Raw genomic sequence first — 16,291 nt, 5'->3', positions numbered from 1 at the left:
ATCAAACGGTGTTGCTAAAATAAGAAATTCTACCGCCGCCATTAAACACGCTGTGTGTGGAAGGCGAGTTTTAAACATTCGTGTAAGGGCGGAGGGCGAAAAAAGCGGGATGTATGGGGGAGGGGTGCTCAAACAGCAGAAGGCGGGGGCGTGCGGGTAAAACGTGGCCCCGTCGAAGCGGCGAGCGCTTCGGCGGGGCACAACCGGATCAGCCCTTGTAGGCCGCTACCGATTTGGTGATCGCTTCGCGAGCGGCGTCAGCGCCAGCCCAGCCTTCGATCTTCACCCATTTGCCTTTTTCGAGGTCTTTGTAGTTCGCGAAGAAGTGCTCGATCTGCTGGATCAGCAGCGGTGGCAGATCGGTGTATTCCTTCACGTCCACGTACAGCTGGGACAGCTTGTCGTGCGGGACTGCGATGACTTTGGCATCGCCGCCGCCGTCGTCGGTCATGTTCAGCACGCCGACCGGACGGGCACGGATCACGGAACCCGGAGCCACCGGATAAGGCGTCACCACCAGCACGTCGAGGGGGTCACCGTCGTCAGCCAGGGTGTTAGGGATGAAACCGTAGTTGGCCGGGTAGAACATCGGGGTGGCCATGAAACGGTCAACGAAAAGGCAGTCGCTTTCTTTGTCGATTTCGTACTTGATCGGCGCGTGGTTGGCCGGGATCTCGATTGCGACGTAGATGTCATTCGGCAGGTCTTTACCGGCCGGAATCTTGCTGTAGCTCATTGGGCTTTGCCCCCTTGGTTGACCATTCAGAATCTGGCATGCAACGCCAAAAAGTGGCCCGGATTATAGGCACATTCCCGGAGCGTTGCCATGCGTGACGGCAGGCTTCAGGCGTCGTGTTGAGCCTGATAGACCGGGTTGTCGCGCTGAAGTGCCGTCAACCGCGCCAACGGGTCCTGCCGATAGAACGCTTTCAGTTGCCCGTAGACGGCAGGATAAGCCTCGACGAGCAAATCCGGGGCGCTGAAGAAGTATTCGCTGATGACCGCGAAAAATTCAGCGGGGTTTTCCGCAGCGTAGGGGTCGATGGCGGTCTCGGCGTCCGGGTCGGCGTCGAGTTGCCGATTGAGATCGTCGTATGCGCTCTGCATGGCGCTGGCCCAGTCACTGACGCGCATGTCGGGGTGCAGCGGTGGTAGGCCGTTCGCCTCGCCGTTGAGCATGTCCAGCTTGTGCGCCAGTTCGTGGATCACTAGGTTGTAGGCTTCCCATCCTCCGCTCGTCAGCACACCCGGCCAGGCCAGAATCACCGGGCCCTGGGACCACGCCTCTCCGCTGTGCTCGCCGTCCCATTCGTGTTCGATGCCGCTGGCATCGCGATGGCGTTGCGGGCTGATGAAATCGTCGCCGTAAAGGATGATTTCGTGAAAACCCTGATACCAGTTCAGATCGCCCAGGGCGAGCAACGGCAGCTGCGCCTGAGCGGCGAGAAACAGCCGCGATTCGTCATCCAGTTCGACGCCTTCCAGCGCCGTCAGGTGTTTGGCCTGCAGAAACAGCACGCAGCTGTCGAGCAGGTAGCGGTCTTCTTCGGCGCTCAGCCCGTCGAGGATCGGCAGGCGCTGGCGTACGCGCTCCCACAGTTGCGGATCGACCGGATGGCGGGCCAGCGTGCGCCGTTTGCGCCATTCCCGGAACGACCACATGGGCTCAGCGCGCCTCGGCGGAGCGACCTGCGCGGCTGCGGATCAGACCGATGATCATCGGCAGCAGCGAGATCAGGATGATCGCCAACACCAGCAGTGTCAGGTTCTTCTTGATGAACGGGATATTGCCGAAGAAGAAGCCCAGGGTGACCAGCCCGCCGACCCACAGCACCGACCCCAGTACGCTGAAGCCGAGAAAGCGCAGGTAAGGCATGCGGCCAAGACCAGCCACGAAGGGGGCGAAGGTGCGGATGATCGGCAGGAAGCGCGCGAGGGTGACGGTTTTGCCGCCGTGGCGACCGTAGAATTCCTGTGTTTTGGTCAGGTAATCGCGACGGAAGATTTTCGAATTCGGGTTGCTGAACAGCTTGTCGCCGGCCGTGCGGCCGATGATGTAGTTGGTGCTGTCACCGAGAATCGCCGCTGCCATCAGCAGGCAGGCCAGCAACACCGGGTCCATGCCGCCACCGGCGGCGACCGCGCCCGCAATAAACAGCAGCGAATCGCCGGGCAGGAAAGGCATCACTACCAGGCCGGTTTCGCAAAAGATCACCAGGAACAGAATCGCGTAAACCCAGGTGCCGTATTGGGTCACAAGCAGGTCGAGGTAAACGTCGAGGTGAAGAATCAGATCAAGCGGATTGAAATCCATGTAGGCACCTGGTTTTGAGACCCGATCCGGGTCGTGCGGGGCGAAGAGGGGAAATGTGCGCGGCAGTATAAAGGCATGCAGCAGCGATGTCCGCTGACACGCTGCCGCGCCTGCACGTTGAGTCGCCTGTATCCGCGAATAAAAAACGGCCTCCGAAGAGGCCGTTGCTTGTCGCCCGATTACGCTAAATCAAAAGAAGCCCAGCGGATTGATGTCGTAGCTCACCAGCAGGTTTTTCGTCTGCTGATAGTGCTCGAGCGCGACCTTGTGGGTTTCGCGGCCGACGCCGGATTTCTTGTAACCGCCGAACGCCGCATGGGCCGGGTACAAGTGATAGCAGTTGGTCCACACACGACCGGCCTTGATCGCCCGGCCTACGCGGTAGGCGCGATTGATGTCGCGGGTCCAGACGCCGGCGCCCAGGCCAAACTCGGTGTCGTTGGCGATGGCCAAGGCTTCCGCTTCGTCCTTGAAAGTGGTCACGCTCACCACCGGGCCGAAGATTTCTTCCTGGAAGACGCGCATCTTGTTGTTGCCTTTGAGCAGCGTCGGCTGGATGTAGTAACCGGTCGCCAGCGAGCCTTCAAGCTTCTCGACCTTGCCGCCGGTCAGCAGCTCGGCGCCTTCGCCCTGGGCGATTTCGAGGTACGAAAGAATCTTGTCGAACTGCTGTTGCGACGCCTGCGCACCGACCATGGTCTCGGTGTCCAGCGGATCGCCGCGCTGGATCTTCAGCACCTTCTTCATCACCACTTCCATGAACTGCGGGTAGATCGACTCCTGAACCAGGCAGCGGGACGGGCAGGTGCAGACTTCGCCCTGGTTGAAGAACGCCAGCACCACGCCTTCAGCGGCTTTGTCGATGAATTCCGGCTCGGCCTGCATGATGTCTTCGAAGAAGATGTTCGGCGACTTGCCGCCCAGCTCCACAGTGGACGGGATGATGCTGTCGGCCGCCAGTTTCATGATGTGCGAACCCACCGGCGTCGAACCGGTGAAGGCGATCTTGGCGATGCGTTTGCTGCTGGCCAGGGCTTCACCCGCTTCGCGGCCATAACCCTGCACGACGTTGAGCACGCCTTTGGGCAGCAGATCGCCGATCAGCTCCATCAGCACGGTGATGCCCAGCGGCGTTTGCTCGGCCGGCTTGAGGACGATGCAATTACCGGCGGCGAGGGCGGGCGCAAGTTTCCAGGCGGCCATCAAAAGCGGGAAATTCCACGGGATGATCTGCCCGACCACGCCAAGCGGCTCGTGAATGTGATACGCCACGGTGTTGCCGTCGATCTCCGCAGCGGAGCCCTCCTGGGCACGCAGCACGCCGGCGAAATAACGGAAGTGATCGACGGCGAGGGGGATGTCCGCGTTGAGGGTTTCGCGCACGGCTTTGCCGTTGTCCCAGGTCTCGGTGACCGCCAGCAATTCCAGATTCTGTTCGATGCGGTCAGCGATTTTCAGCAGGGTCAGCGAGCGTTCCTGCACCGAGGTTTTGCCCCACGCATCGGCCGCGGCATGGGCGGCGTCGAGGGCCTTGTCGATGTCTTCAGCGGTGGAGCGAGGGAATGTTGCGATGAGTTTGCCGGTGATCGGCGAGGTGTTTTCAAAGTATTGGCCTTTGACCGGCGGCACGAATTCGCCACCGATGTAATTGCCGTACTGGGTCTTGAAGGTGACGATTGAGCCTTCAGTACCGGGGTGGGCATAACGCATGGTGAATATCTCCTTGCTCTTGTGATTGTCTGGGGATAACGCGTTGCGGCGTATGACTAGGTCGCATGGCTAGAGCGTAGAGCAAAGCGCGGGCCACTGCCGTCTGACGCCCGTTTTACGGGGATTTTGTGGGTGGATCGTCTGGTTCTGACCGAGTGGTGTATCAACGGCGGGGCGGATCGAGTGACACTTTGTACCCTTCGCGTGACAACTCAGCGGACCCCGCCTTTCGCAGCATTGCAATGGATCCGGGCGAGGAGGATGCTGAGTCGCAAATCCTCTGCAGAGCCCCGGCTCAGGGTGAAGAATAAAAATGCACAGCAATCACCTGACGCGCCACGCCGAACAAGTGCTGACCGTTACCCAGGGCAAAACACCCCATCACCTTGCCACCGACCCTTCCATTGCCCGTTCATGGTTGCGGTGTCTGGAGGACTATCACCTCGACCCCGCGCAAGCCATGGCGCCGACCGTGCTTGAGCACGCGCGGGTGCTGGAAAGTCGCGAGCAGTTGCAGCAGGTCCTGACCATCGCCGGCGACGAGATGAACAGCCTGCACCGTCAGCTTGCCGGCGGCAGCGCGGTGCTGCTGACCGATGCCCGCGGGATCATCCTCAACTGCGTGACCGAGCCAGGCGATCGACGGATTTTCGAGCGCGCCGGTCTGTGGCTGGGCGCCGACTGGAGCGAGGCGCGGGAGGGCACTAATGGCATCGGCACCTGCCTGGTCGAGCGTCAGTCGGTGACGATCCATCGCGACGAGCATTTTCGCGGGCGCCATACCGGACTGACCTGTTCGGCGAGCCCGGTGTTCGATCCCCATGGCGATCTGCTTGCGGTGCTGGACGTGTCATCGGCCCGTCACGACGTGTCCCGGCAGAGCCAGTTTCACACCATGGCGCTGGTGAATCTGTCAGCGAAGATGATCGAAAGCAGTTATTTCCTGCGCCATTTCAATGACCAGTGGCTGCTGCGTTTTCACCTTCAGGCCGGCGCGGTTGGTCTGTTCAGCGAAGGGCTGCTGGCGTTTGATGGCGAAGGTCGCGTCAGTGCGCTGAACCAGAGCGCGTTGAATCTGCTCGGCTTGAGCCGTGACGAACGGGTCGGGCAGGGCGTGGAATCGTTGTTTGACTGCTCGCGGGATGAACTGCTGAGCCGCGCTGCGCCGGATGCCGCCGCCAGTTGGCCGCTGCGCACGCGTGATGGGCGGGGATTCTTCGCCGTGCTGCGTGGGCAATCGCGTACCGAACTGAGGGGCCTTGCTACGCCGGTGGTCAGCAAGATGGCGGTGCCGCTCCCTTCAAACGACATCTGCCTGGGCGATGCGTCGCTGCTAACTGATTTCCGTCGCGCGCTGAAGGTATTCGAGCGTGACGTGCCGTTGCTGATCAACGGTGAAACGGGCTCTGGCAAAGAGGCGTTTGCCAAGGCAGTGCATCAGGCGAGTCAGCGCTCCGCCAAGCCATTCGTGGCGCTGAACTGCGCGGCCATTCCGGAAAGCCTGATCGAGAGCGAGCTGTTCGGGTATCGCGGCGGCAGCTTTACCGGCGCGCGTAAAGAAGGCATGCGCGGCAAGCTGCAACAGGCCGATGGCGGCACGTTGTTTCTGGATGAGATAGGCGATATGCCGGTGGCCTTGCAGACCCGTTTACTGCGAGTGCTGGAAGACCGGCTGGTAGTGCCCATCGGCGGCGAGCCGCAGGCGGTGGATGTACGACTGATCAGCGCGACCCACCGGAATCTGCTGGAGCGGGTGGAGGACGGCAGCTTTCGTGAGGATTTGTTTTATCGGCTCAACGGGCTGGAAATCGCTTTGCCGCCATTGAGAGAGCGGAGTGATAAGGCGCAGTTGCTGGAGTTGTTGTTGAAACAGGAGGCGGGCGGGCTTTCGATTGAGCTTGAAGCGAAGACGAGGCAAGCGCTGCTCGACTTCAACTGGCCCGGCAACGTGCGGCAGATGCGCAACGTGCTGCGTACGCTGGCGGCGCTGTGTGATGAAGGGCGAGTTGGTTTTGATGATCTGCCGGTGGCGATTCGGCGGGGGAGTGTGCAGACGATGCCCGATGAGGCCCATTCGCCCCTGGATGACGCCGAACGCGCAGCGCTCATCTCCACCCTGGAAACCCAGCGCTGGCACATGACTCACGCCGCCCGGGAGCTGGGGGTGAGCCGGAATACGCTGTACAGAAAGCTGCGCAAGCATGGGATTAATCGCTAAGGACCCTCGGTGGATGAAGCCGGTGTGAGTTCTCTCGGTGCTGCGGTGTGGCACCTGACGCCTTCCCGGCTAAAGCCGGTCCCACTAGGGCGTCGCGTTCAGCCAGTAGGACCGGCTTCAGCCGGGAAGAGGCCGGTCTGATCGCCATCAGTTCTGCGGCGTAGCACCTGACGCCTTCCCGGCTAAAGCCGGTCCTACCATGGCGTTCACTCGCTCTCGGTAATTCCCCCGTGCGCATCCACTGCCTTCTACGCTAACCTGCGGCCCATGTTCTAAGAGGTCGGTCATGCACATTCATATTCTGGGTATCTGCGGCACGTTCATGGGTTCGCTGGCGGTGCTCGCCAAGGATCTGGGCCATAAAGTCACGGGCTCCGATGCCAACGTCTACCCGCCGATGAGCACACAGCTCGAAGCGCAGGGCATTCAGTTGATGCAGGGTTACGACCCCTCGCACCTCGAACCGGCACCGGATCTGGTGGTGGTCGGCAACGCCATGTCGCGCGGCAATCCCGCGGTCGAATATGTCCTGAACAAGGGCCTGCCTTACGTTTCCGGGCCGCAGTGGCTGGCCGATCACGTCCTTCGCGGTCGCTGGGTGCTGGCCGTCGCAGGCACCCACGGCAAAACCACCACCAGCAGCATGCTCGCCTGGGTGCTGGAACACGCCGGCATGGCACCGGGCTTCCTGATCGGCGGCGTACCGCAGAACTTCGATGTCTCGGCGCGTCTCGGTGATACGCCGTTCTTCGTCGTCGAGGCGGATGAATACGACAGCGCCTTCTTCGACAAGCGCTCCAAGTTCGTCCATTACGGCCCGCGCACCGCCATCCTCAACAACCTGGAATTCGATCACGCCGACATCTTCCCCGATCTCCCGGCCATCGAGCGGCAGTTCCACCACCTCGTGCGCACCATTCCGAGCGAAGGCCTGGTCATTCACCCGACCACCGAGCCCGCGCTTGAGCGCGTGATTCAAATGGGCTGCTGGACGCCGGTGCAAACCACGGGCGAGGGCGGTCAATGGCAGGCGAACCTGCTCAGCGATGACGGCTCAACATTCGAGGTGCTGTTTGAAGGTGCGGTCCAGGGCGTCGTCGACTGGGGCATGACCGGCCAGCACAACGTCGCCAATGCCTTGGCGACCCTCGCCGCCGCCCGCCACGTGGGCGTCGTGCCGCAGCAGGGCGTTGAAGCGCTGAGTGCGTTCAAGAGCGTGAAGCGGCGCATGGAAAAGGTCGCCGAGGTGCGCGGCATCATCATCTACGACGACTTCGCCCACCACCCGACCGCCATCGCCACCACGCTGGACGGTCTGCGCAAGAAGGTCGGCGATGCGCCGATCATCGCCATCGTCGAGCCGCGTTCCAACTCCATGAAGCTCGGCGCCCACCGCGACGGTCTGCCGGAAAGCGTTGTTCAAGCTGACCAGGTGGTCTGGTATGCGCCGGCCAATCTGGGTTGGGATCTGGCGGGAACAGCGGCCCAGTGCACCATTCCATCGTTGGTCTGCGACAGCCTCGACGGCATCATTGATCTGGTGAAAAACCAGGCTGTGCCCGGCACCCATGTAGTCATCATGAGCAACGGTGGCTTCGGCGGCCTGCACGGCAAACTTGCGGAGGCCCTGCAATGAGCGGCCCGGAACGCATCACCCTGGCGATGACCGGCGCGTCCGGCGCGCAATACGGCCTGCGCCTGCTGGACTGCCTGGTGCGCGAAGACCGCGAAGTGCATTTCCTCATCTCCAAGGCCGCGCAGCTGGTCATGGCCACGGAAACCGACGTCAACCTTCCGCCAAAGCCGCAGATGATGCAGGCGTTCCTCAACGAATACACCGGCGCGACCGCGGGCCAGATTCGGGTCTACGGCAAGGAAGACTGGATGTCGCCGGTGGCGTCCGGTTCCGGTTCGCCGAGCGCGATGGTCGTGGTGCCGTGTTCGACCGGGACGTTGTCGGCAATCGCCACGGGCGCCTGCAACAACTTGATCGAGCGCGCCGCAGACGTGACGTTGAAGGAGCGTCGGCAGTTGATTCTGGTGCCCCGCGAGGCGCCGTTTTCCAGCATTCATCTGGAGAACATGCTCAAGCTGTCGAACATGGGCGCGGTGATTCTGCCGGCGTCGCCCGGTTTCTATCACCAGCCGCAGACGATCGACGATCTGGTGGATTTCGTCGTCGCGCGGATTCTCAATCTGCTCAACATTCCCCAGGACATGCTGCCGCGCTGGGGCGAGCATCACTTTGGCGCTGATGAATAAGCTCGTCGTCATTGCGCTGGGTCTGTTGCTGACCACAGGCTGCTCCACCGTGCGCACCCTCGACGCCAATCAACCCGGCGCGCCGGTGGTTTACGCCGGGACGCGACTGGATCTGTACGCCATCGAAGGCGGCTGCTGTGAGAAGGACCGCTTCGGCACCGAGGCGCCGAAATACCCTATGCTCGACCTGCCCGGCAGCGCGCTGCTCGACACGCTGCTGCTGCCGCTGTCGATTCTGACCGCGCTGGGTGTGGGGTTTCAGGCTACGGGCGGGATGTAACTCAGAACGGCGATCCCTGTAGGAGTGAGCTTGCTCGCGAAAGCGGTCTATGTCCTGTCGGAGATACGTCGGATGTGATGGCCTCTTCGCGAGCAAGCTCACTCCTACAATATGCTGCGGTGTCCGGGCCGAATGCATTCCATGTAGGAGTGTTTGCTGTCAGCTTGAGCAGTGCTCAGTCATTTCCCCAACCGCCGCAAATCATCTGATTCAACCACCCGCACCCCCTCCTGCTCTTCCAGCGCCAGGCGCCACAACGCGCGGGCGAGGTTGCAGGCTTCGATGCCGCCGTATTTGCCGGGAATCAACTTGGCAATCGGCGCGGCCAGCTGTTCCACAAACCGCTGATCCTGCCGCTCGCCAATCAACAACGACGGCTGGACGATGGTCAGTTGTGGCCAGCCCTGAAGCTTCAGCGCTTCTTCCATCTCGCCTTTGACGCGGCTGTAAAAGATGCTCGATTTCGGATCGGCATTCACCGCGCTGATCACCAGCAGATGACGCGCGCCCAGCTCGCGCGCACGTTTGCCGAACGCGACGACCATGTCCAGATCCACGGCCCGAAACGCTTCCTGGGAACCGGCCTGTTTGATCGTGGTGCCCAGGCAGCAGAAAGCGATGTCCACCGGACCTTCGAGAGTGGGCAGCAAACTCTGGAGATCGCCGACCGGGTTTTCCAGCCGTGGATGTTCAGCCAGAGGACGACGGCTGGGGGCGAGGAGGCGGGTGACAGTGGGTTCGTTAAGCAGGCGGTCGAGCAAGTGCTCGCCAGTCAATCCGGTAGCTCCGGCAAGCAAAATGTGCTGAGGCGTCAAGTACATGATCTTTCTCCCTTGATACGCCACAAGCATAGGCGCTGTACCGGAACAGACTGCGAGCGAAGCGGGAGGGTTTCACAAAAAAACATGAAATGTTCAAGCGCCCCCGCTTTTGGGCCTGAGCACTCAGCGTCGAACGGTGTTCAACGCCCGCTCCGCCTGGCTTTTGCGCAGCTGCCGCCAGTGGGCGACCACGCCTTTCGGCGCCCACATCTGCGGCTCGGAGGCTTCGAAGCTTTCGTCCGTCTCACGCTGGGCGACGATGTCTTTTGCCTCATTGAACGCTTGCACCAGATCGTCGGTTTCCACCAGCGCCTTGCCGAACAGCGCCTCGCCGAAGTAGGTGAAATCGGCCTCCTCAGAGCAGCCAAACGACACTCGATCTTCACGTGAGGCGGTAATCACCATCGTCCGCTCGTCCTTGATCGCCGGAATGAAACCGCCCGAATAGCAGGCGGAAATCACCACCACCTTGTCGCGATTCTTCAGCGGAGCCAGCACGCCGGCCATCTCATTGGCAGGCAGGTCGGACAGCTCCAGACGCGGCTGATCCAGCACCAACTCGTGTTCGTGGGTGCCGTGGCTGGTCAGGTAAATGAAGATCAAATCTTCCGGGCCGCTGCGCTTGGCCAACGTTTGCACGGCGCGGCTGATGGTCTCGCGGGTGGCCAGCGGACGATCAGCCATATGATCGCGATGGTTCACCAAGGTGATCTGACCCGAAGCACCGAAGCGCGTCGCGAGCAGCTTGTTGACGTAATCGGCCTCGCGCAGAAAAACGCTCTGCTTGCCATCGCCACCCACGACGAGGCTGTAAAGCTCGATGGCCGGCGTGGAGGCGGGCACGGCGGCGAGGGCCTTTTCGACGAGGGCACCTTGGGCGAGCAAGCCGATTTCCAGCGGATCCGGCAGCAGCTTGCCGGCGGCGTCGCGCACCCGCTGGCCGTTCGACCAGGTGCCGCTCTGGACTTCGCCTTCCGCAGTGGTCAGCACGCCGCTGCCTTGATAGTTGTCGTTCTCGAACTGCCCGATGTACACGCTGCCGTCCGGGAGCTTCAGGCTGCCTGAGCCTGCGAAACGCCAGTTCTTGAAGTCGCCTTGGTAGCGGGTCCCGTCGGCGCCGATCAACTCGCCCTTGCCGGTGAACGCGCCATCCTTGAACTGCCCCGACCAGACATCGCCATCGGCGTTTTCGTAGCGACCGCGACCGTTGAGCTGATTGTTGTGAAAGCCGCCGACGTATTGATCGCCATCGGCGCTGTTGAAATTGCCCGTGCCTTCAAGCTGGCCATCGACGAACTTGCCGCTGAACTGGTTGCCCGCCGAATCGTTGCGCTGGCCTTCGCCGTTGGGTTTGCCGTGGGCGAACTGGCCCTGATACTCGCTGCCGTCGTCCAGTTCCAGATGACCGGCGCCGTCGTACAGGTCGGCCTTGAACTCGCCGCGATAGCTCATGCCGTGCTCTTTCAGCGTGCCTTCGCCGTCGCGCCGCCCCAGCTTGTAGCCGCCGACGTAGCTGCCGGCGCTGGTCGTCAACGAGCCCTGGCCATGGAAAAGCCCGTCCTGAAAGCCACCCTTGTATACGTCGCCGTTGCTGGCGTGCCACTCACCCTGGCCGTTCCACTGACCGTTCTTGAATTCCCCGGCGTACCAGCTGCCATTGGGGTAATCGATCCGGCCCTTGCCTTGCAGCACACCGTTGATCACGTCGCCACGATAGCGTCCGCCGTCGGGCAGGCGAGCGTCCGGGGGCAACAGCGATTCGCCATCGCCGCAAGCGGTAAGAAGGAAGGTCAGGGCCAAAGGAGCAAACGCGCGCATGGTAAATCCCGAAAAAAAGATGTTTCGGCGTGATCTGATCGCGTACGTGTATCGAGTCGCTCACACAGCCGCAGCGAGTATGCCGCAGCGAGGAACGCTCATGAAACAGTCTGTTACGACTGTTTCATGTTTCTGGAAGGTTTGCGCAGGCGTTATGGAGGGACGGCGGGGGTTACACGAAGCATAGCGAAAGCGGTTCCGCCACGAACGCAGGCTTGTCCAGACCTTCGATTTCAAGGGTTGCGGAGGCTTTTAGCAACCATTGGCCGGGCTTCTTTTCGGTCACATCTGCCAGCGTGACTTTTAGACGAACGCGCGAATTCACTTTCACCGGCTGAATGAAGCGCACGCTGTCCAGGCCATAGTTGATCGCCATCTGCATGCCTTCGGGCACGACCATCAAGGACTCCATCAGCTTGGGCATCAGCGACAGCGACAGAAAGCCATGGGCGATGGTCGAACCGAACGGGGTTTGCGCTGCTTTTACCGGATCGACGTGGATGAACTGGAAGTCGCCGGTGGCTTCGGCGAACAGATTGATGCGTGCCTGATCGATGGTCAGCCACTCGGAGCATCCCAGGTCCTTGCCTTCATAGCTCTTGAGTTCTGCAACGGGTACGTGGGGCATCGCTACTCTCCTTGTGGGTGATTGTTTTTGCACGGGATCTTCACGGGCAGGCCCCCTGACACAACGCGCTCGCAGGTTTGCTGCCGCTTCGCGTCAGATCGCGAGCAAGCTCACTCCTACAGTTTGAACCGCAGTCGACGAGGTGACGTCGGCGCTGTTATTGCTTGGCATTGAAGATCAGCACGCGCCACTGCGCGGGTCAACGTGGTCTCAACTGGCGAATACCACCCCATAGGCAGCGCGGGTGGCGTGCCTATAATGTCGCCGCGAATCTGCTGGAGTTTTTTATGTTGCTAAGAGGCCTGACCTGGCTTGTGCTGTTCCAACTGATCGGAACCGCGCTCAATCACCTGTTTCTGTCGATCCTGCCCGGCCCGATCATCGGGCTGGTGCTGTTGATGATCTACCTCATGACCCGCGGCGAAGTCAGTGAACCCATCAGCCTGGCGGCCAGCAGTCTGCTGCGATACCTGCCGCTGCTGCTGGTGCCGCCCGCCGTGGGTGTGATGGTGTATGCCGACCAGATCGCCGAGGACTTCTGGGCGATCGTCGGCTCGCTGGTGATTTCCCTGATGGTGTCGCTGACCTTCGCCGGCTGGCTGATGCAGAAACTCATCGACCGTCAGGCCAATCGCCGGGAGCCATCATGAGTCTGGACTGGCACGGCGCCTGGCTGTCGGTGATTCATCACCCCTTGTTCGGTATCGCCATCACGCTGGGCGCGTATCAACTGGTGCTGGCCGGCTACGAGAAAACCCGCTGGGTGTTTTTGCAACCGGTGCTGATTTCGATGCTGGTGGTGATAGGCGTACTGGTGAGCTGCGGGCTGTCCTACGTTGAGTACCGCAAAAGCACCGAAATCCTCAGCATTCTGTTGGGCCCGGCAACGGTTGCGCTGGCCGTGCCGCTTTATCTGAACCTGCGGCGCATCCGGCAGCTGTTCTGGCCGGTATTGACTACGCTGGTGGTGGGCGGAGTGCTGGCCACCGGGCTGTGCGTCGGGCTGGGCTGGATGCTCGGCGCCGATCACATGATCCTGATGACCATGGCGCCCAAGTCCGTGACCTCGCCGATCGCCATGCTGGTCGCCGAGCAGATTGGCGGTGTGGCGGCGCTGGCCGCAGTCTTTGTGTTGATAACCGGGGTGATCGGCGGCATATTCGGCCCCGGCCTGCTGACGCTGGCGCAGGTCACCAGCCCGGAAGCGCGAGGCATGGCCCTCGGGCTGACGGCGCACGCGGTGGGTACGTCGGCGGCCCTGCAGGAAAGTGAGGAATGCGGCGCCTTCGCGGCGTTGGCGATGAGTCTGATGGGTGTCGCCACGGCCTTGTTCCTGCCGTTGGCGGTGTCTCTGGTTGCTTGAGGATAGGTTTATGTCGTTGCCGTTGTTTACGCTGCCGCTGTTTCCACTGAATGCCGTGCTGTTCCCGGGGTGCGTGCTCGATTTGCAGCTATTCGAGGCGCGCTACCTCGACATGATTAGCCGCTGCATGAAGCAGGGCGAAGGCTTTGGCGTGGTCTGCATCACTGAGGGCAATGAGACGGGCGACGTGCCGGACGGTTTCTCGATGATCGGCTGCGAAGCGCGGGTGACCGATTTCCAGAAGCAGGACAACGGCCTGCTAGGCATTCGGGTGGTGGGCGCCCGACGCTTTCGGGTGAAGGACTACAGCACCCAGCGCGACAACCTGCTGATCGGCGAGGTCGAGTGGCTCGACGATCCCGAAGAACAACCGCTGCAAGAAGAGGACGACGACCTGGTCGCGTTACTCGCCGCGCTGGCCGAGCACCCGATGGTGGCCGCGCTGAACATGGGCCTCACCGCGAGCGGTCAGCACTCGCTGGCCAATCAGCTGGCGTACCTCTTGCCGTTCGCGGAGGAAGACAAGATCGAGCTGCTGGAAATCGAAGACGCCGAACAACGGCTCGATGCGATTCAGGACCTGCTCGACGAAATGCAGGGCGACATGCAGGCCTGAATGCTGTTGTTTTGCGCGGCGCGGACCGGATCGTTCTTCCGGCAGGCCGCGCCTGAGCTGTTTCAGTACTGGTAGCGGATCAAACCGTGGGGGAACGAGTGCAGGCCGAACCCGCCGAAAAGCGCCACCATTGCCGGTAGCACCAGCCACCAGACTTTAATCGGCAGGGCCTCCAACGGCTTTTTGTTCTGCACGAACGCAAGGCTCGCCGCGCAGGTGAAAAACGCCAGCAGCATCCCCGCCGTGACATCCGTCGGCCAGTGCACGCCCAGATACACCCTTGACATGGCGATCGCCAGCGCCGGAATGCCGCCCAATAGCAGCCACGTCAGGCGCAGCCGCACCGGCTGACCGCGACCGGCAAGCACCGCCAGCGTCATGAACAGCGCAAACGAGGCCGATGCATGTCCGCTCGGCATGCTGTAGGTCCCCAGGGCCTCCGTCAGTACGTCAGGCCGGGCGCGGGCGAAGGTGTATTTCATGCTCTGGTTGATCAGCGCCGCGCCCAGGGTGGTGCCGACCGCGAAGATTGCATGGCGCCATTGCCGCGTGACGACCAGCAGGATGGTCAGCAGGGCGGCGGCGCAGAACTGCGTGCGGAAATCCCCCAGGCCCGTCACCATCACCACGAAGTTTTCGGCAGCAGCGCTCCGACTGGCCTGGACCACGGTCATGATGCCCTGATCGAAATCGGCCAGGTATGGCCAGCCCAGAAAAACACTTCCCAGCAGCACGAAGCAGGTCAGGGCGATGACTTTGGTCGCGTAGGGCTTTTGCCGCAGGCTGCTCTGCACGCTGATGCCCAGCAGCAGCGCGAGCCCGCCGCCCACCACGGCAGCCTGGGGCCAGAAGTTTTCCGGCAGCGGCAGGCGGATGGCCGCACCGGTCGCCCAGCCCGGCAGTATGTAGGCCACAGACCAGCCGGCAGCGGCAATCAAGCTCACACCGGCAAAGCGCACGAACGGCATGTCGCACATCCCGGCCACCATCGGCAGCATCGGGCGCAGCGGGCCGATGAAGCGGCCGACCAGCAGGCTGGCGATGCCGTAGCGCTGGAAGTAGGTCTCGGCGCCACCGATCCACTCCGGGTGATTGCGCAGGCCGGGCAATTGACGAATCTTCTGATGAAAGCGCCGGCCGAGGAAGTACGAGACTAGATCGCCCAATATCCCGCCGAGGAACCCCAGCAACAGCGCTTCACTCAACGGGAGTATGCCGCTGCCGGCCAGTGCGGCAATCGCGAACAGCACAACGGTGCCGGGGACGACGATGCCAGCAATCGCCAGGCACTCAATGAACGCGACGATGAAAATCGCCGCGCCGAGCCAGGAGGGGTTGGCGCTTAGCCAGGAGGTGATGCTGTCGAGCCACGCGCCCATGGGTTCAGTTTCCTTGCTCGATGAAAATATAGTCGCGTCCTTCGACTTGCCCGCGTCTGACCGGGTTCCGTGTGCAGAAGCGGGCATAGGCGGCGTCAACGAACCGGTACATCAGGTGCTCGTCGCGTCCGGTGGGGATGCCGAGGCGCGTCGTTTGGATAATGCGCGGCGGTCGCTGGCCCACGTCCTCGACGAAAAGCTGTTCTTCATCGAAGCGCTTGGCGTCCCACATCGGCACTTTCAGGCCCAGCGCCTTGCACAGCAGCGTCTGCCCGGCGCACAGCCGCTCTGGCGTGCGCACGTTGCCGCTGGCGTCGGGATTATTGAGCAGCATGCGGGCGAGGGCGTTCTCATCGGACACCGCATCGACCCAGGGATAAGCCGATTTGATCAACACGGCATTGCCCGGACCTTCCGCACTGAAGTTCAACGAGTCACCGCCACGGGCGTAATACATATAAATGTGCCCGCCTTCCAGAAACAAAGCCTTACGTTTTTCTGTGTAACCGAGGGACGCATGACTGCCTTTCTCGGCCACGTAATACGCCTCCGTCTCAATAATCCGCGCCGACAACCACAACCCGTCGACCTTGTGACGGATCACCTTGCCGAGCAACTCCCGGGCAAGCGTCTGAGCATCGCGATGAAAGAAACTGTCCGGCAGGGCGCGTGGCGATTGGTCAGGCATAAACAACGGCAGTCAGAGAATGGACCGCGATCATATCAACATCGGCCTTAATTTGAGCTGAATGGCTAGGCACGCACCGGGGGCAGATCAAAAATCCCATTGCCTACACGGGCGCCTTCCCGGCTGAAGCCGGTCCCACTAAAAAGCATCGCATCCCGCCAGTGGGACTGGCGCCGACCCCCGTAGGACCGGCT

At 61.8% G+C, this 16,291-nt stretch carries 16 protein-coding genes; 7 read left to right on the top strand and 9 right to left on the bottom strand.

Going from position 1 to position 16,291, the window contains the following annotated elements; all coding sequences use genetic code 11:
* Window positions 1-208: 208 nt before the first annotated feature.
* The 4 genes from ppa to exaC form a co-directional block, all read right to left on the bottom strand.
* The gene (gene ppa, locus QMX88_RS25125) at window positions 209-736 is read right to left on the bottom strand and encodes an inorganic diphosphatase (protein WP_062384817.1); all 528 of its coding nucleotides are present in this window, start codon (window positions 734-736) and stop codon (window positions 209-211) included.
* Between the two features lie 107 nt (window positions 737-843).
* Window positions 844-1,662, bottom strand: coding sequence for a zinc-dependent peptidase (locus QMX88_RS25120; RefSeq protein WP_282372961.1), 819 nt, complete (start codon window positions 1,660-1,662; stop codon window positions 844-846).
* Between the two features lie 4 nt (window positions 1,663-1,666).
* Window positions 1,667-2,314: a DedA family protein gene (locus QMX88_RS25115; protein ID WP_065988392.1), complete on the bottom strand. Its 648-nt coding sequence runs from the start codon at window positions 2,312-2,314 to the stop codon at window positions 1,667-1,669.
* Window positions 2,315-2,503: 189 nt separating this feature from the next.
* Window positions 2,504-4,024 (bottom strand): acetaldehyde dehydrogenase ExaC, encoded by a 1,521-nt coding sequence (exaC, locus tag QMX88_RS25110; protein ID WP_282372960.1) that lies wholly within the window; start codon window positions 4,022-4,024, stop codon window positions 2,504-2,506.
* Window positions 4,025-4,337: 313 nt separating this feature from the next.
* Between exaC and QMX88_RS25105 the strand changes: the two genes are divergently transcribed.
* From QMX88_RS25105 to QMX88_RS25090, 4 genes are all read left to right on the top strand, one after another.
* On the top strand, window positions 4,338-6,242 hold the full coding sequence (locus tag QMX88_RS25105; protein WP_282372959.1) for a sigma-54-dependent Fis family transcriptional regulator: 1,905 nt from the start codon (window positions 4,338-4,340) through the stop codon (window positions 6,240-6,242).
* Window positions 6,243-6,528: 286 nt separating this feature from the next.
* Window positions 6,529-7,878, top strand: a complete 1,350-nt coding sequence (gene mpl / locus QMX88_RS25100; RefSeq protein WP_282372958.1) for a UDP-N-acetylmuramate:L-alanyl-gamma-D-glutamyl-meso-diaminopimelate ligase — start codon at window positions 6,529-6,531, stop codon at window positions 7,876-7,878.
* Window positions 7,875-8,504, top strand: a complete 630-nt coding sequence (gene ubiX, locus QMX88_RS25095; protein WP_065988388.1) for a flavin prenyltransferase UbiX — start codon at window positions 7,875-7,877, stop codon at window positions 8,502-8,504. Before mpl ends, ubiX begins: the two co-directional genes overlap by 4 nt.
* The gene (locus QMX88_RS25090) at window positions 8,497-8,784 is read left to right on the top strand and encodes a YceK/YidQ family lipoprotein (protein ID WP_122536988.1); all 288 of its coding nucleotides are present in this window, start codon (window positions 8,497-8,499) and stop codon (window positions 8,782-8,784) included. Before ubiX ends, QMX88_RS25090 begins: the two co-directional genes overlap by 8 nt.
* Window positions 8,785-8,963: 179 nt before the next feature.
* Here the strand turns inward: QMX88_RS25090 and QMX88_RS25085 are convergent, their stop codons facing one another.
* The 3 genes from QMX88_RS25085 to QMX88_RS25075 form a co-directional block, all read right to left on the bottom strand.
* On the bottom strand, window positions 8,964-9,605 hold the full coding sequence (locus tag QMX88_RS25085; RefSeq protein WP_192173770.1) for an oxidoreductase: 642 nt from the start codon (window positions 9,603-9,605) through the stop codon (window positions 8,964-8,966).
* Between the two features lie 123 nt (window positions 9,606-9,728).
* Window positions 9,729-11,423, bottom strand: coding sequence for a C13 family peptidase (locus tag QMX88_RS25080; RefSeq protein WP_282372954.1), 1,695 nt, complete (start codon window positions 11,421-11,423; stop codon window positions 9,729-9,731).
* Window positions 11,424-11,595: 172 nt separating this feature from the next.
* Window positions 11,596-12,051 (bottom strand): MaoC family dehydratase, encoded by a 456-nt coding sequence (locus QMX88_RS25075; protein WP_282372951.1) that lies wholly within the window; start codon window positions 12,049-12,051, stop codon window positions 11,596-11,598.
* A 287-nt stretch (window positions 12,052-12,338) separates the two neighbouring features.
* On the opposite strand from QMX88_RS25075, the gene QMX88_RS25070 reads away from it, so the two are divergent.
* The 3 genes from QMX88_RS25070 to QMX88_RS25060 are packed head-to-tail and all read left to right on the top strand — an operon-like array spanning window position 12,339 to window position 14,030.
* Entirely contained in the window at window positions 12,339-12,701 is a 363-nt protein-coding gene (locus QMX88_RS25070; protein ID WP_065988384.1) for a CidA/LrgA family protein, read from the top strand.
* 2 nt (window positions 12,702-12,703) lie between these two features.
* Window positions 12,704-13,414, top strand: a complete 711-nt coding sequence (locus QMX88_RS25065) for an LrgB family protein (RefSeq protein WP_282372962.1) — start codon at window positions 12,704-12,706, stop codon at window positions 13,412-13,414.
* A gap of 10 nt (window positions 13,415-13,424) precedes the next feature.
* Window positions 13,425-14,030: an LON peptidase substrate-binding domain-containing protein gene (locus QMX88_RS25060; RefSeq protein ID WP_282372950.1), complete on the top strand. Its 606-nt coding sequence runs from the start codon at window positions 13,425-13,427 to the stop codon at window positions 14,028-14,030.
* Between the two features lie 62 nt (window positions 14,031-14,092).
* Here the strand turns inward: QMX88_RS25060 and QMX88_RS25055 are convergent, their stop codons facing one another.
* The gene (locus tag QMX88_RS25055; RefSeq protein ID WP_192173766.1) at window positions 14,093-15,409 is read right to left on the bottom strand and encodes a bifunctional DedA family/phosphatase PAP2 family protein; all 1,317 of its coding nucleotides are present in this window, start codon (window positions 15,407-15,409) and stop codon (window positions 14,093-14,095) included.
* A 4-nt stretch (window positions 15,410-15,413) separates the two neighbouring features.
* The gene (locus QMX88_RS25050) at window positions 15,414-16,097 is read right to left on the bottom strand and encodes a DNA-3-methyladenine glycosylase (protein WP_282372949.1); all 684 of its coding nucleotides are present in this window, start codon (window positions 16,095-16,097) and stop codon (window positions 15,414-15,416) included.
* Between the last annotated feature and the right edge of the window lie 194 nt (window positions 16,098-16,291).

This window comes from Pseudomonas sp. PS02290, from assembly GCF_029960075.1.
In the GTDB taxonomy this organism is placed as follows: Bacteria; Pseudomonadota; Gammaproteobacteria; order Pseudomonadales; family Pseudomonadaceae; genus Aquipseudomonas.
Note: the sequence above shows the minus strand (reverse complement) of the source record. Positions and strands in the feature narration are given on the sequence as shown.